Below are 14,719 nucleotides of genomic sequence, written 5' to 3'. Positions count from 1 at the left end.
AAAGCGCAGCGGCCTGTTCCGGGCCAGGATCATTGAAATTGGCACGACATCCGGAGCATTTGCCCATGAGGCTTCTCGTCCTCGAACTGATTTTCTCCCTGCTCGACGTCCGCGGCCATATCCCGCGTTTCGACGACTTCCGGCCGGCCCCGGTCGCACCGGCTCCGGCCGGCACCGCGCGCGCTCTGGCCGCAGTCATCGCTGTCCTCGCCGTGCTGTCGCTGGCGATCTGGGCGGCGGTCTGGCTTGTCACACATCTCTTCTAGTCACGTCCTGTCCAGGGCCCCGATCATGATCTCATCCAAGCGCGCGGTCGCCTGCGCCATCATCCTAACATGCCTTGTCGGGTCGCCTGCCCTCGCCGCCGACACGACCAGCGGCGATCTCGTCATCAGCAAGGCGTGGAGCCGGGCAACGCCCGGCGGAGCCAAGGTCGCTGGCGGCTATCTGACGATCGAGAACAGGGGCGACGCGCCGGAGCGGCTGCAGGCTGCATCGGCCATCCATGCGCTTCGAACCGAGATCCACGAGATGACCGTCAACGACGGCATCATGACCATGCGCCCGCTCGACAAGGGGCTTGTCATCGCACCCGGACAAGTCATCACGCTGGCGCCCGGCGGCGGACACCTGATGTTCATAGGCCTCGACGTGCCGCTGCATGCCGGCGACCAGATGCCGGTGAAGCTGTCGTTCGAGCGCGCCGGAGACGTGAACGTGACGCTGGATGTGCAGGCCATGGGCGCACAGGCGCCCGCAAGCACGGAGAGCACCGCTGCGACGGAGCCTGCGCATCGCGCGGAGCAGGCGACGGCGGTCCCACCCGCGGCGACATCCGACGCAGACGAAAGCTTCTTCACGCATCTCCATGCTGAAAAGGCCATGGCCAACGTCACGGTCTCTCCCGGACGCGCCGGCCCGGTGGAGATCGCAATCCAGCTCGAAGATGCCAACGAACTGCCCCTGAGTGCGGATGCGGTTGCGGTCACGCTCGGCAATCCCGAGCATGGCGTGGCGCCGATCACCGCAAATGCCGAGCGCATCAGTCATGATCAGTGGCGAGTCAGGATGTCGGCACCACTGTCCGGCCGCTGGTCGCTCGGCCTCGACATCCGCATCACGCCATTGGATGCGGTTAACGTGGTGTCACCGATCCTGCTCCGTTAAGACACCTACGTACTGTTGCGGAACCGAATCCGGCAAAACCTTGTCGCAGCGCAAACACTCTTGCCGCGGTTGGCGCACAGTGCATCCCGTCATCAAAACCTTTCCAGATGAAGGATGCTTACGATGTTCACCCGCAGAGTCGCATTGATCAGCGCCGCAGCGACCGCTCTGATGCTGGCGACCCCCGCCTTGGCTGCCGACGATCTCAAGCTGCCGCGCCAGAAGGTCGAGCTGGTCGCTCCGCCCTTCGTGCATGCGCATGAGCAGGCGACCAAGCAAGGCCCCAAGATCATCGAGTTCAAGCTCACGATCGAGGAGAAGAAGGTCGTCATCGACGAGAAGGGCACCACTTTCCAGGCGATGACCTTCAACGGCTCGATGCCGGGCCCGCTGATGGTCGTGCATGAGGGCGACTACGTCGAGACGACGCTGGTCAATCCCGCGACCAACACCATGCCGCACAACATCGACTTCCATTCCGCGACCGGCGCGCTCGGCGGCGGCGCGCTCACCCTGATCAATCCCGGCGAGCAGGTCGTGCTGCGCTGGAAGGCGACCAAGACCGGCGTGTTCGTCTATCACTGCGCCCCGGGCGGCCCGATGATCCCCTGGCACGTCGTCTCCGGCATGAACGGCGCTGTGATGGTGCTGCCGCGCGAGGGCCTGAACGACGGCAAGGGCCACGCGCTGAAGTACGACAAGGTCTATTACATCGGCGAGCAGGACATGTACGTGCCACGCGACGAGAAGGGCAACTTCAAGTCCTACGACTCGCCGGGTGAAGCCTTCACCGACACTGAAGAGGTGATGAAGAAGCTGATCCCGACCCACGTCGTGTTCAACGGCAAGGCCGGCGCGCTCACCGGCAAGAACGCCCTGACCGCCAATGTCGGCGAGAACGTGCTGATCGTGCATTCGCAGGCCAATCGCGACAGCCGTCCGCATCTGATCGGCGGTCATGGCGACTATGTCTGGGAGACCGGCAAGTTCGGCAATGCACCTGAGGTCGGGCTCGAGACCTGGTTCATCCGCGGCGGCTCGGCAGGAGCTGCGCTGTACAAGTTCCAGCAGCCCGGCATCTACGCCTATGTCACGCACAATCTGATCGAAGCCGCAGACCTCGGTGCCACCGCGCACTTCAAGGTCGAAGGCAAGTGGAACGACGATCTGATGACCCAGGTGAAGGCACCTGCCGAAATACCGGCTCCCAAGACCAACTAAACGCGACAAGGGGCCGGTCATCACCGGCCCCTTCTTCTTCAGGGAATGACCATGCTGATCGCATTCAAGCTCAAAATGGCCCTCGCCTGCGTCGCCGGACTCGCGGGGCCGATCGCGATGGCGCCGCTGGTTTCGACCGTGGCGGTCCGCGGCACGGCCGGGGAGCCTGCGATCGTCAGCGTCGCGCCGGGCAGCCTGTCCTATCGCGAGGCCGGCGACTTCACGCGCGCCGGACAGCAGGCGGAAGCACCGCTGCGCGCGATGCGCGTCGACCGACCGCTGCACATCATGCGAAACCAGGTCTCGTCATCCGATTATCAGCTCTGCGTGCAGGACGGCGCCTGCCGCGCGCTCGATCGCGACGTGGCGGTTGCCCCCGATCGCCCCGCGGTGCAGGTGAACTGGCATGACGCCGAGGCCTATGCGGGCTGGCTGTCGCGCAAGACCGGCCGCCATTACCGCCTGCCCAGCGATGCCGAATGGGCCTTTGCCGCCGGCTCCAGATTCAAGGACGATGGCGTAGCAGTCGATGCGAACGATCCTTCGAAGCGCTGGATCAGCCGCTATGAGCGCGAATCCGAACGCGACCTCTCCGACACCACGGCCTATCCGTTCGGTAAGTTCGGCCCGAACGAGCACGGCGTTGAAGATCTCGCCGGCAACGTCTGGGAGTGGACCTCGACCTGCTTCGTGCGCTCGCGCGTCGACGAAGCAGGCAATGCCGGTCGCCCCACCGTGAATTGCGGCGTGCGCGTCGCCGAGGGCGCGCACCGCGCCTATGTCACCGATTTCATCCGCGACGCCCGCGCCGGCGGCTGCGCCCAAGGGGTGCCGCCAGCCAATCTCGGCTTCCGCCTGGTGCGCGAAGAGACTTCGTGGGTCGCGAGCGTGTCGGCGCGCTGGAGCAAGGTATGGTCGGCGAGGTCGTAGTCTATTAGCGCGCTATCTTCCGCACCACGGCTTCTCAAATCGTCCGCGCGAACATGCGAAAGCCGGGCGCGCCGATGATCGTCTCGAAAGCGGGATCGTGCTTTTCCTCCGCGAAGGCAAAGCCCGCCTTCGCGTAGGCGCGTTCGGCCGGCTCGTTGCCGATCAGGAACGAGATCGTGGCCCGCCCAAATCCGGCCGCGCGGCCCTTGTCGAGCGCATGCGCAATCAACGCCGGCACCAGACCACGGCCACGATAGGCGGGGTCGGTCGCGACATGCTCGATCATCCAGTCGCCCTCGCCGCCCTGGACCCAGCAGGCCCGCGTATAGGCGCCGCGTCGGCGGATCGCATCCAGCTCCGTCTCAGACAGCCCGGTTGCAGCCCCGACTTCCGCGATCGCGCTCCAGGCTGCAGGTCCGGTACCGGCTGCGGGCAGCGCGCACAGCGCCACGGCCGGCTTGCCATCGACCTCGGCGATCAGGAATTGCGAGACGTGCCACATCGACACGGCCTGCGCGACCGCGATGCGCGCGATGAAGTCGCGGCATTGCGCTTCGGGCCAGCCGAGCGCGACGTCGAACCAACCGCGCGGCCGATAGCCGCGCTGCGACGACAGGATGGTTCGAGCGATGAAGCCGGCGTCTTCGGGACGCGCCGACCGTACCGTCATGCGCGCCCCCTTTGCGAAGACCTCAGGTGTTCTTCAGCGCGACGCGGAATTCGGCTTCGGTCTTGGACTTGACCTCGTCGAGCGTGACGCCGTCGGCGAGCTCGATCAGGGCCATGCCGCCGTCGCCGTGCTTGTCGATGGTGAAGACGGCGAGATCCGTGACGACCATGTCGACCACACGCTCGCCGGTCAGCGGCAGATTACATTTCTTCAGGAGCTTCGGGCCATCCTTGGCCGAGTGCTCCATCACCACGACGACGCGCTTGACGCCCGCGACGAGGTCCATCGCGCCGCCCATGCCCTTGACCATCTTGCCGGGAATCATCCAGTTGGCGAGATCGCCGTTCTGGGCCACCTGCATGGCGCCGAGGATCGACAGATCCATGTGGCCGCCGCGGATCATGCCGAAGGAATCCGCGCTCGAGAAATACGAGGTCGACGGCAGTTCGCTCACCGTCTGCTTGCCGGCATTGATGAGATCGGCATCCACCTCGTCCTCATAGGGGAACGGTCCCATGCCGAGCATGCCGTTCTCGCTCTGCAGGCTGACGTCGACACCATCCGGAATGTAGTTCGAGACCAGCGTCGGGATGCCGATGCCGAGATTGACGTAATAGCCGTCGCGCAATTCCTTCGCGGCGCGCGCGGCCATCTGTTCACGGGTCCAGGCCATCTTCGTCTCCTGATCTCAAGCTGCCGTGCGCGGGCGTGTGTTGCGGAATTCGATGCGCTTCTTGGCCGTGCCGACCTCGACGATGCGCTTCACGAAGATGCCGGGCGTGTGGATGTGGTCGGGGTTGAGTTCACCGGCCGGAACCAGATGCTCGACCTCGGCCACCGTGATCTTGGCGGCGGTCGCCATCATCGGGTTAAAGTTGCGCGCGGTCTTGCGGTAGATGAGGTTGCCGGCCGTGTCGCCCTTCCAGGCATGCACGATGGCGAGGTCGGCGAACAGGCCGCGTTCCATCAGATACTTCTCGCCGTCGAATTCCTTCACTTCCTTGCCTTCGGCGATCAGCGTGCCGACGCCGGTCTTGGTGTAGAAGGCCGGAATGCCGGCGCCGCCGGCGCGGATGCGCTCGGCGAGCGTGCCCTGCGGATTGAATTCGAGTTCCAGCTCGCCGGCGAGGAATTGCTGGGCGAACAGCTTGTTCTCGCCGACATAGGACGAGATCATCTTCTTGATCTGCCGGGTTTCCAACAGGCGGCTGAGGCCGATGCCGTCGACGCCGGCATTGTTGGAGACCACCGTCAGACCCTTGACGCCGGACTCGCGGATTGCATCCGACAGCTCCTCGGCGATGCCGCAGAGGCCGAAACCTCCCGACATGATCATCATGTTGTCTTTCAAAATGCCTGACAGAGCCGACTTGGCGTCGGGATAGACCTTGTTCATGCAAATAACCTTCGACTGAACCTGCGGCTTGGAGGCGTCGCGCCCTATTGGCGGCGATTATTAGGCGAAATCCTCCAAAGCCGTCAATGATACGGGGTTCTCCGCACCGCGCCCGGGTGATAGAAGCTGCCCACGCCGTGGGCAGAACCGTCCGCGGCCTTGAAAGCGACAAGAAAACCCATCAAGTTGCAGGACTTAACATAATAGGGCTTGGGCGTGGGCACGCAGGTTTCCCGACCCGCCCTTCTGGCTCCAACGACCAACCCGATCAGGACATGCCATTGACCATGGCCCAAGGAATGAAGCGCCTCGGGACGCCGATCGCGGCGCTGCTCGGCGTGGCGCTGATCGCCCTGATCGCGACCTCCTGGCTCATCAACCGCGACGCGCTGCGCAAGGCGGTCGAAGCGCAGATCCGCGACGTTACCGGCCTCGAGCTCAATGTCGCGGGCAGCATCGACATCTCGGTGCTGCCCGCGAGCTACATCTCCTTCCACGACGTCGGCCTCAAGGGCGGCGGCACCAGCGATTCCGCGCTCCATGTCGACGTGCTCACCGCCAATCTGCGGCTGCTGCCGCTCTTGCTGCAACGGTTCGAGATCGCCGACCTGACGCTGCTGCGGCCGCGTATCCATGTCAGCCTGAAGCCGGACGGCGAGAGCAACTGGACGCCCTTCATCCAGACCATCGCGCGCACCATGAAGCCCGGGGCCGAGAACCAGGTCTCGTTCTCCGAAATCCGGATCCAGGACGGCGTGCTCGAATACGAGGACGCCGCCACCCACGCCACCGAGCAATTCGACGACATCGACCTGTCGCTGGCCTGGCCCTCGATCTCGCGCTCCTTCGCCGCGACGGGACAGTTCGACTGGCGCGGCGAGCGCGTCGACGGCTCGATCAGCTTTTCCGATTTCGTCGCCGCTTTGTCCGGCGAGCGCTCGGGGTTGAAGGCACGGATCGCCAGTGCGCCGCTCAAGCTCGCCTTCGACGGCAGCGTCGCCAACCGCACCAGCCCGATGATGGAGGGCACGCTGACGATCGACAGCCCCTCCTTGCGCAACGCGCTGCGCTGGGCCGGGCAGCCGCAGCCCGCCAGCGGCGGCTTCGGCCGTTTTGCGCTGAAGGCCCGCGCCAACGTCGTCGGCCCCTCGATCGCGCTTACCAACGTCAATGTCGAACTCGACGGCAACGCCGCCGAGGGTGTCATGACCTACGCCAATAACGGCCGGCAGACGCTGCAGGCGACGCTCGCCGCCGACGCGCTCGACTTCACGCCTTACATCTCCACCTTCCGCCTGCTCGCGAGCGGGGCGCGCGACTGGAACAGGCAGCTGTTCGATCTCCAGGGATTGTCGACCACCGACCTCGACATGCGCCTGTCGGCAGCCAAGCTGACGGTCGGGCCGACCAAGCTCGGCCGTACCGCGATCGGCGCCAATTTGCGCAACGGCACGCTGGCGCTCTCGGTCGGCGAGGCCCAGGTCTATGGCGGGATCGCCAAGGGCTCGTTCGGTATCGCGCGCACCGACGCCGTCGCCGACATCAAGGCGCAATTCCAGTTCACCGACGTCGATCTCCAGGCCTGCGCCACCGAATTGTTCGGCCTCAACAAGCTGTCCGGTCGCGGCAACATCAACGTGTCGCTGTTCGCCTCGGGCTCGAGCCCGTTTGGCCTCGTCCAGTCGCTCGACGGCAGCGCGACGGTCACCGGGCACGACGGCGCGATCTCGGGCTTCAACGCCGAGCAGCTCCTGAAGCGCCTGGAGCGGCGGCCTCTGTCGGGCGGCGGCAATTTCCGCAACGGGTCGACGCCGTACAACAATCTCACCATCGCGGTGAAATTCTCCGATGGCATCGCCACCGCCGAGGACATCCGTATTGAAGGGCCGTCGGCGAAGATCACGCTGACCGGCACCGCCTCGGTGCCGACGCGCGAATACGACATGAAGGGCGTGGCAAGCCTCAATACGACGTCCGGCTTTCAATTGCCCTTCATGGTGCAGGGTCCCTGGGACGATCCGCTGATCTTCCCCGACCCTGAGAGCCTGATCCGGCAATCGCCCGCGGCGTCCCCCTTCCTCGATCTGCTGAAGCAGCGCATTACGGGCGGCGGAAAGCGTCCCGAGGGATCGCCGACGGCCGAGAATGCCAAGGAAAGCGCCAAGTCCAACTGATCCATGATCTGGACAGTGCGCGCCGGCTCTCCGAAAAGATCGTGTCCAAACGCCATCTGAAGCGCGATGACGATTCATCGTCATCGCGCTTAGGAAAGGTGACATCGCTCTCTCGGCTTGGCGGCCTCAAGCGGCCGATTGCGTCGTCGAAATCCAGCTTTTGTCCTCCCGCACCAGCGGGGCGGCAGCGATCCTCGGTGCGGTCGCGATCGCAGGCGTGCTGCCCTGGCCCAGTTCGCGGTCCAAGACCTCGCGGTCACAGGCGTTCTCCCACAGCGAAATCGTGATGGACGCGACACAATTGCTGATCATGCTGGTCAGCGCCCGCGCCTCCGACATGAAGCGGTCGATGCCGACAAGCAGCGCCACGCCGGTCACAGGCAGATCCGGCATCACCGAAAGCGTCGCGACCAGCGCAACGAAGCCGCTGCCGGTGACGCCAGCCGCTCCCTTGGAGGTCAGCAGCATCAATCCGAGCATCGCCGCGATCTGGCCCCAGGACAGATGGATGTCGCAGGCCTGCGCGATGAACAGAGACGCCAGGGTGAGATAGATGGCGCTGCCGTCCAGATTGAAGGAATAGCCCATCGGCAGCACCAGGCCCGAGACCCCCTTGCGACACCCGAGCTGCTCCAGCTTGCGCAGCGCGCCAGGGAGCGCTGGCTCCGAGGATGACGTGCCGAGCACGATCAGCAATTCTTCCTTGAAGTAGCGGATGGTCTTCCACAGGCTGAAGCCGTTCAGCCGCGCCAGCGTACCCAGCACGACCACCACGAATACGGAGCAGGCGATATAGAAGGTCAGGATCAATAGTCCGAGCGAGCCGATCGAACGGATGCCGTAGCGGCCCACCGTGAACGCCATGGCACCGAAGGCGCCGAGCGGCGCGAGCTTCATGATGAAGCCGAACGACACGAACAGCACGTGAGAGAACGAGGCGACTGCCTTTGTCACCACGACACCCCCATCGCCGGCACGGCTGAGGCCGAAGGCGATCAGGATGGAGATCAGCAGGACCGGCAGCACTTCACCATCGGCGAACGCGCCAAAGAACGAATGCGGGATGATGTGCAGCATGAAGTCCGCAAATCCGGTCGCACCGGCCTGCTTGGTGAACTTCGCGGCCACCGACGGATCCAGCGTGCTGACGGAGACATGCATGCCAGCGCCGGGCTGGATCAGGGACACGGCGACGAGCCCGGCCAACAGCGCGAGCACGGTCAGCAGATAGAACAGCGCCATGGATTTCACGAGCGTGCGGCCGACCTCGCGCGAATCGCTGATGCTGGTGATGCCGCTGACGATGGTGCAGAACACGATCGGCGCGATCATCATCTTGACCAGCTTGACGAAGCCGTCTCCGAACGGCTTGAGCGCGGCGCCGAATTCGGGCCAGAAATGGCCCGTGAGGACACCCAGTACGAGGCCAATGAGCACCTGGACGTAGAGAATCCGGTAGAAGGGTTTCCGAGCCTCGGTGCTCGCATGCCCGGCCAGCGCTTCCTTGTGCATCCTCTTGTCTCCCATGGCTCTGTTTTTGTGATGGCTTCGCGGGGCGCGAGCGTCAGGCCGCCAGCACGGAATGAGGCACTTGTGACCGGCGGGCGAAGACGTGGCCCTCGAAGATCCGCCGGGCTGTCCGCAACACCCGGGCAACCGGACCGGGCTCGAGCTTCACCACGAGCTGGCCGGAGGGATGGGCGAGCGTGATCGGCACCGGCGGTGCCAGCGGTCCGACCATCTCTGCAGCGATCGTTCCTGATGTGACGCACGCCGTGGCGATCGCGACCGCGCCGGTCACCGCGAGCGCGCTATGGCAGTCGTGCGGCATGAAGTACCTGACGTTCAACGTCGCCCCGCTCGCGGGCGCAATCAGAACCGGTTTCGGGATCACCATGTTCGCGGGATTGGGAAACCCCATCCGGCGTCCCGCTTCGATCCGCAGGTCTTCGAGACGCGCGCGGAAGCTGCTGTCGGCAAAATCGGAAGGCGCCTCGCGGCCGCTGCATCCCAGATCCGCCGCACGGACCAGCATGACCGGCATCGCCGCATCGAGGCAGGTCACGTCGATTCCGTGGATGCGATCGACCGCTCGTCCCGTCGGCAGCAGACGGCCGGAGCGCGCGCCGGCCGCGTTGGGGAACGACAATTCGATGGGCGCGGCCGTTCCCGGCACGCCGTCGATCCGCGCCTCGCCCTCGTAAGTCACCCGCCCTCCCGGCGTGGCAATCGTCGCGTCGATCAGCTTGCCGGTATTGACGTTGTGGATGCGTACATGCGTGCGATCCGCGGTGGCGGCGACGAGACCGACTTCGATTGCGAACGGCCCCACCGCCGCCAGCATGTTTCCGCAATTCGGCGAGGTATCGACGATGCCTTCCCGAACACGTACCTGGGCAAACAGATAATCGACATCGGCGCCGGGCACCGATGCCGGTCCGACGATCGCGACCTTGTTGATGACGGCATTGCCGCCGCCGATCCCGTCGATTCCGAGATCGTGTCCCCCTCCCATCACGGACAACAGGACAGCGTCGCGTGACCCCGGGTCGGCCGGAAGGTCGCTGGCCAGGAAGAACGGTCCGCGCGAGGTGCCTCCGCGCATGACCACACAGGGAATGGCAATCTGATCGTTCATGGAGCTGTTCCGTTGGCGACAATCTCGCGCAGGCCGGAGCATCCCTCGGCAGAACTCTTTTGTGAAATGCAAATATCTGATGTATTATTTCGGATATCGGTATAATGGGGAGGCCGTAATGAACGCGGAATTGCTCGACCTCAAGGCGTTCATCACCGTGGCGGAGACGGGAAGCTTCGTCCGCACCGCCAAGGCGCTCAACCTGTCGCAACCCGCGCTCAGCCGGCGCATTCAGAAGCTCGAGGAAAGTCTCGGGGCGCCCCTGCTCGAACGGTCGACCCGCCACGTCAATCTCACCATGACCGGCCGTGACTTCCTGCCGAAGGTGCGCCGCCTCATCGACGAGTTCGAGACCTCGGTGCTCGCCATCCAGGACATCGGCGCGCGAAGCTCAGGCCTGGTCTCGGTGGCGGCCGTGCCGACAGCGGTATTCTATTTCCTGCCGCGTGCGATCGGCCGGTTTGCGGAAGCGTATCCGCGCATTCGCATCCGGATTCTCGACATCGGCGCCAATGAGGGATTGGAAGCGGTCGCGCGCGGGGAAGTTGATTTCGGCATCAATTTCATCGGCGCCTCGCATGCCGAGATCGAATTCGAGAAGCTCGTCGAGGATCCCTTCGTGCTGGCCTGCCGTCATGACCATCCGTTGGCGTCGCGCAAGCAGGTCAGCTGGCCGGAGATCGTGCCGCACCGGGTCATCACCGTCGGTCGCAACAGCGGCAATCGCGCGCTGATCGACAATGCACTGGCGCGACACGGGCTGCAGCTGAACTGGTCCTATGAAGTCGCCCACCTCTCCGGTTCGCTTGGCCTGGTCGAGGCGGGTCTCGGCATCGCCGTGCTCCCGAAGCTCGCGACGCCCGCGGCCGGCCATCCGATCATTCACACCATTCGCCTGATCGAGCCGGAAGTGTCGCGGACGATCGGCATCGTGCGCAGGCGCGGGGCGACCCTGTCCCCTCATGCCAGCCAGTTTCTGAAGATGCTGCTGGAGGCATGGCGCTCGCCTGCCCGGACCAGCGGGCAAGGCAGGCCGCGCTCCCGATCTGCCGACACGAGCGCGAATGTCGCTGCGACCGTGCCTCGCGGGAAACGCTGACAAGGCCGGACACCGCGAGGCGAATTGATTGGCATGTATTGATGCGGCCTTTGGATCGATGCGCGAATCCGCAGCCCCACAGCCTCTCTTCAACCGCGACATAGGTCTGACAAGAAGCCGCTAGATCGGATGACGGCCATGCGCTAGTGTTTTATACGACCGGTTAAAAACACCGGCCGTTTGAGGGAGAAAAACGTGAAATCCAAGGTTATTGGCGCAGTATCACTGGCGGTCGCTGCGGCCGGGCTGTTTGCAGCCGCTGCACCCGCATTTGCGCAGCAGAAGACGATCACGGTCTGGTGGGGCAAGGGCTTCTACCGCTCCGAAGACGACGCGTTGATCGAGACGATCAAGAAATTCGAAGCCAAGACCGGCATCAAGGTCGAATTGTCGCAGTATGCGATCCAGGACATGATTCCGAAGACGGTCGCCGCTCTCGATGCCGGCACCGTGCCCGATGTCGCCTATTCCGATTCCTATGACGTCCAGGCGCAGGGCAAGTGGGCCTATGAGGGCAAGCTCGAGGATCTCTCCGACGTCATGGAGCCGATCAAGGGCCGCTTCGTGCAGAACACGCTCGATGCGTCGATCCTCTACAACGACGTCACCAAGAAGAAGGCCTATTACGGCTTTCCGCTGAAACAGCAGAGCATGCACGTCCAGATTTGGAACGACATGCTGGAGAAGGCCGGCTTCAAGCTGAGCGACATTCCGAACGACTGGAGCGGTTACTGGACCTTCTGGTGCGACAAGGTGCAGCCCGCGATCCGCAAGGCGACCGGCCAGCGCATCTATGCCGTCGGCCAGCCGATGGGCGTGGAATCCACCGACGCCTTCCAGTCCTTCTACACCTTCATGGACGCCTACCATGTCAAGCTGGTCGACGATGACGGCAAGCTCACCGTCGACGATCCCAAGGTTCGCGAGAACCTGATCAAGGCGATGAAGGATTACACCGACACCTACATCAAGGGCTGCACGCCGCCGTCCTCCACGACCTGGAAGGATCCCGACAACAACGTCGCCTTCCACAACAAGACCATCGTGATGACCCACAACTTCACGATCTCGATTGCGGCGAAGTGGTTTGAGGATTCCACGAACCAGGCGCTGACGCCCGAGCAGCGCGAGGCCGGCAAGAAGGCCTATGAGCAGGACATCATCACGGCCTCCTTCCCCAAGGCACCGGATGGTTCGACCATCCGCTACCGCTCCGACGTCAAGACCGGACTGGTGTTCACCGCGGCCAAGAACAAGGCCGAGGCCAAGCAGTTCATCAGCTTCCTGCTCCAGGAAGAGAACGTCCGTCCTTACATCGAGGGCGCGCTCGGCCGCTGGTTCCCGGTGACGAAGGAAAGCCAGGAAAGCCCGTTCTGGCAGGCTGACAAGCACCGCAAGGCCGTCTACACCCAGTTCAAGGGCGGCACCGCGGCGTTCGACTTCACCAAGAACTGGAAGTTCACGATTCTCAACAACGAGAACGTGTGGGCGAAGGCGATGAACCGCGTCGTCAGCGAGAAGGTTCCGGTCGACAAAGCCGTCGACGAACTGATCGCCCGCATCAAGCAGGTCGCGGGTTAATTCATCCGCCCCTCTCCCCGCATTGCGGGGAGAGGTGTAAGAACAACACCGGCCGCGTTTCGCGGCCGGCTTCTCTTTGAAGAGTCCAAAAAGAATGGCGATCACGCTCTCAGGCGATCAGGCAGTCCCCGGCCCGCCCCTGTCGTCTCGGCTGACCCCGGCGCAGGTCTGGGGCATCGTGCTGCTCGCGCCCTATCTGCTCGTTTTCCTCGCCTTCGTGGTCTATCCCGTCTGCTACGGGCTCTGGCTGGCGCGGGCCCCCTCGAACTATGTCGCGCTCTATAACGACCCGATCTTCGCGCGCGCTGCGGTCAACACGCTGATCTTCCTGGTCATCGGCATCAACATCAAGATGCTGATCGCGCTGTTCCTGTCCGGCTTCTTCGCCCAGCAGCGCCCCTGGATCAAATGGCTCTCGGTGATCTTCATCCTGCCCTGGGCCGTGCCGTCGATCCCGACCATCCTGTCGGTGCGCTTCATGCTCAATCCCGAATGGGGCATGATCAACCATTTCATCTTCTCCTTCACCGGCGATGACGGCCCGAACTGGCTGAACGATCCGACCGTGGCGCTGACCATGGCGATCGCCGTGCATATCTGGAAGTCTCTGCCGTTCTGGACGCTGATCCTGATCACCGGCCGCCTTGCGATCTCGCACGACCTGTTCGAGGCCGCCGAAGTCGACGGTGCGAGCTGGTGGCAGAAATTCCGCTACATCACCTGGCCGTCGATGCAGACGCTCTACGTCACCTGCACGCTGCTCTCGATGATCTGGACGCTCGGCGACTTCAACAGCGTCTATCTGCTCACCGGCGGCGGCCCGGCCGACCTCACGCACGTGCTGTCGACGCTCGGCATCCGCTATCTCCGGCTCGACCAGCTCTCGCTGGCAATGGCATCCATCGTCTGCGCGATGCCGTTCGTCCTGCCGCTCGTGTACTTCATGATGAAACGGTTGTCCCGATGAAGCTCCCCGGCGTAAGAGAGTTTTCCTGGCGCGAAGTCGGGATCGAAGCGCGGCTCCTGCTGATCGGCATTCCCGTCTTCCTGTGGACGATGATCCCGATCTATCACATGTTCCTGTTCGCGATCTCCCCGAAGGAGGACGCATTCTCGGGCAAGCTGTGGCCGGACCATCCGACGCTGCACAACTTCGAGATCGTGTTCAAGCAGCAGCACTACTTCCTGCGCGATTTCTACGTGCAGTTCTGGAATTCGGTGGTGATTGCGGCGTCCGTCGGCGTGCTGACGCTGTTCATCGCGACCGCGGCTGCGTTCTCGATCTCGCGGCTGAAAGTGCCGGGCGGACGGATCGTGCTGAACCTCGCGCTCTTCACCTATTTCATTCCGGCCGCGTTCCTGGCCGTGCCGATGTACCGGACCATGGGCAATTACGGCCTGCTCAACAATCACTGGTCGCTGATCCTGGCGATGGTGACGATCGCCTCGCCTTACGCCATCTGGGTGCTCAAGCAGGCGTCGGACAAGCTGCCGGTCGAGCTCGACGAGGCCGCGGTGATGGACGGCGCGACGACGCTGCAGATTTTCCGCCTGGTCTATTTGCCGCTGATGATGCCCTCGCTGGTCGCGATCGGCACCTATGCGGTGCTGCTGGCCTGGAACGAATATCTCTACGCGTTCCTGCTGCTCTCCAACGACCGCGAGATCACCCTTCCCGTCGCGCTCGGCAACTTCCTCGCCGCCGATGACTCGCCCTGGGAGCTGCTGATGACCACCGGCTTCATCTACGCGCTGCCGCCGGCCGCGGTCTACTACGCCTTCCGCCGCTACATGGTAGGCGGGCTCACGGCAGGTGCGGTGAAGTCGTAAGCATCAGGTTTGC

At 63.9% G+C, this 14,719-nt stretch carries 14 protein-coding genes; 9 read left to right on the top strand and 5 right to left on the bottom strand.

All coding sequences use genetic code 11. The features are described 5' to 3' along the window. Positions 1–65: 65 nt before the first annotated feature. The 4 genes from RPS27_RS00460 (at position 66) to RPS27_RS00445 (ending at position 3,318) form a co-directional block, all read left to right on the top strand. Positions 66–266, top strand: a complete 201-nt coding sequence (locus RPS27_RS00460) for a hypothetical protein (RefSeq protein ID WP_211416004.1) — start codon at positions 66–68, stop codon at positions 264–266. A 25-nt stretch (positions 267–291) separates the two neighbouring features. Beyond that, entirely contained in the window at positions 292–1,167 is an 876-nt protein-coding gene (locus RPS27_RS00455) for a copper chaperone PCu(A)C (protein ID WP_212067373.1), read from the top strand. Positions 1,168–1,290: 123 nt separating this feature from the next. Beyond that, a complete protein-coding gene (gene nirK, locus RPS27_RS00450) occupies positions 1,291–2,388 on the top strand; it encodes a copper-containing nitrite reductase (protein ID WP_211416002.1) in 1,098 nt (365 codons plus the stop codon). A 51-nt stretch (positions 2,389–2,439) separates the two neighbouring features. Next, positions 2,440–3,318 (top strand): SUMF1/EgtB/PvdO family nonheme iron enzyme, encoded by an 879-nt coding sequence (locus tag RPS27_RS00445; protein ID WP_212067374.1) that lies wholly within the window; start codon positions 2,440–2,442, stop codon positions 3,316–3,318. Between the two features lie 34 nt (positions 3,319–3,352). Here the strand turns inward: RPS27_RS00445 and RPS27_RS00440 are convergent, their stop codons facing one another. The 3 genes from RPS27_RS00440 to RPS27_RS00430 are packed head-to-tail and all read right to left on the bottom strand — an operon-like array spanning position 3,353 to position 5,384. Beyond that, positions 3,353–3,988, bottom strand: a complete 636-nt coding sequence (locus RPS27_RS00440; RefSeq protein WP_212067375.1) for a GNAT family N-acetyltransferase — start codon at positions 3,986–3,988, stop codon at positions 3,353–3,355. A 22-nt stretch (positions 3,989–4,010) separates the two neighbouring features. Further along, complete coding sequence (locus RPS27_RS00435) at positions 4,011–4,661, bottom strand: 3-oxoacid CoA-transferase subunit B (RefSeq protein WP_027532494.1); 651 nt, start codon at positions 4,659–4,661, stop codon at positions 4,011–4,013. Positions 4,662–4,676: 15 nt separating this feature from the next. Beyond that, positions 4,677–5,384, bottom strand: coding sequence for a CoA transferase subunit A (locus RPS27_RS00430; RefSeq protein ID WP_018317833.1), 708 nt, complete (start codon positions 5,382–5,384; stop codon positions 4,677–4,679). 287 nt (positions 5,385–5,671) lie between these two features. Here RPS27_RS00430 and RPS27_RS00425 point away from each other — a divergent pair, with 287 nt between their 5' ends. Continuing rightward, entirely contained in the window at positions 5,672–7,558 is a 1,887-nt protein-coding gene (locus RPS27_RS00425; protein ID WP_212067376.1) for an AsmA family protein, read from the top strand. Between the two features lie 126 nt (positions 7,559–7,684). On the opposite strand, the gene dctA is transcribed toward RPS27_RS00425, so the two are convergent. Both dctA and RPS27_RS00415 read right to left on the bottom strand, forming a co-directional pair. Further along, entirely contained in the window at positions 7,685–9,070 is a 1,386-nt protein-coding gene (dctA, locus tag RPS27_RS00420; protein WP_211415999.1) for a C4-dicarboxylate transporter DctA, read from the bottom strand. Positions 9,071–9,122: 52 nt separating this feature from the next. Next, positions 9,123–10,196, bottom strand: coding sequence for a 4-oxalomesaconate tautomerase (locus tag RPS27_RS00415; RefSeq protein ID WP_212067377.1), 1,074 nt, complete (start codon positions 10,194–10,196; stop codon positions 9,123–9,125). 118 nt (positions 10,197–10,314) lie between these two features. Here RPS27_RS00415 and RPS27_RS00410 point away from each other — a divergent pair, with 118 nt between their 5' ends. The 4 genes from RPS27_RS00410 (at position 10,315) to RPS27_RS00395 (ending at position 14,706) form a co-directional block, all read left to right on the top strand. Beyond that, on the top strand, positions 10,315–11,295 hold the full coding sequence (locus tag RPS27_RS00410; protein ID WP_212067378.1) for a LysR family transcriptional regulator: 981 nt from the start codon (positions 10,315–10,317) through the stop codon (positions 11,293–11,295). Positions 11,296–11,490: 195 nt separating this feature from the next. Next, positions 11,491–12,876 (top strand): ABC transporter substrate-binding protein, encoded by a 1,386-nt coding sequence (locus RPS27_RS00405; RefSeq protein WP_194404295.1) that lies wholly within the window; start codon positions 11,491–11,493, stop codon positions 12,874–12,876. A 94-nt stretch (positions 12,877–12,970) separates the two neighbouring features. Continuing rightward, positions 12,971–13,843, top strand: a complete 873-nt coding sequence (locus RPS27_RS00400; RefSeq protein ID WP_194404296.1) for a carbohydrate ABC transporter permease — start codon at positions 12,971–12,973, stop codon at positions 13,841–13,843. Continuing rightward, a complete protein-coding gene (locus RPS27_RS00395; RefSeq protein WP_194404297.1) occupies positions 13,840–14,706 on the top strand; it encodes a carbohydrate ABC transporter permease in 867 nt (288 codons plus the stop codon). Before RPS27_RS00400 ends, RPS27_RS00395 begins: the two co-directional genes overlap by 4 nt. The last annotated feature ends 13 nt before the right edge of the window (positions 14,707–14,719 follow it).

The sequence above is a fragment of the Bradyrhizobium sp. WYCCWR 12699 genome (genome assembly GCF_032144035.1).
Taxonomy (GTDB): Bacteria; Pseudomonadota; Alphaproteobacteria; order Rhizobiales; family Xanthobacteraceae; genus Bradyrhizobium.
Note: the sequence above shows the minus strand (reverse complement) of the source record. Positions and strands in the feature narration are given on the sequence as shown.

Bases quoted from the DNA above. Each gene is read 5' to 3' on its own strand.
- RPS27_RS00460 (WP_211416004.1), top strand. From the start codon at position 66: ATGAGGCTTCTCGTCCTCGAACTGATTTTCTCCCTGCTCGACGTCCGC.
- RPS27_RS00455 (WP_212067373.1), top strand. From the start codon at position 292: ATGATCTCATCCAAGCGCGCGGTCGCCTGCGCCATCATCCTAACATGC.
- nirK (WP_211416002.1), top strand. From the start codon at position 1,291: ATGTTCACCCGCAGAGTCGCATTGATCAGCGCCGCAGCGACCGCTCTG.
- RPS27_RS00445 (WP_212067374.1), top strand. From the start codon at position 2,440: ATGCTGATCGCATTCAAGCTCAAAATGGCCCTCGCCTGCGTCGCCGGA.
- RPS27_RS00440 (WP_212067375.1), bottom strand. From the start codon at position 3,988: ATGACGGTACGGTCGGCGCGTCCCGAAGACGCCGGCTTCATCGCTCGA.
- RPS27_RS00435 (WP_027532494.1), bottom strand. From the start codon at position 4,661: ATGGCCTGGACCCGTGAACAGATGGCCGCGCGCGCCGCGAAGGAATTG.
- RPS27_RS00430 (WP_018317833.1), bottom strand. From the start codon at position 5,384: ATGAACAAGGTCTATCCCGACGCCAAGTCGGCTCTGTCAGGCATTTTG.
- RPS27_RS00425 (WP_212067376.1), top strand. From the start codon at position 5,672: ATGGCCCAAGGAATGAAGCGCCTCGGGACGCCGATCGCGGCGCTGCTC.
- dctA (WP_211415999.1), bottom strand. From the start codon at position 9,070: ATGCACAAGGAAGCGCTGGCCGGGCATGCGAGCACCGAGGCTCGGAAA.
- RPS27_RS00415 (WP_212067377.1), bottom strand. From the start codon at position 10,196: ATGAACGATCAGATTGCCATTCCCTGTGTGGTCATGCGCGGAGGCACC.
- RPS27_RS00410 (WP_212067378.1), top strand. From the start codon at position 10,315: ATGAACGCGGAATTGCTCGACCTCAAGGCGTTCATCACCGTGGCGGAG.
- RPS27_RS00400 (WP_194404296.1), top strand. From the start codon at position 12,971: ATGGCGATCACGCTCTCAGGCGATCAGGCAGTCCCCGGCCCGCCCCTG.
- RPS27_RS00395 (WP_194404297.1), top strand. From the start codon at position 13,840: ATGAAGCTCCCCGGCGTAAGAGAGTTTTCCTGGCGCGAAGTCGGGATC.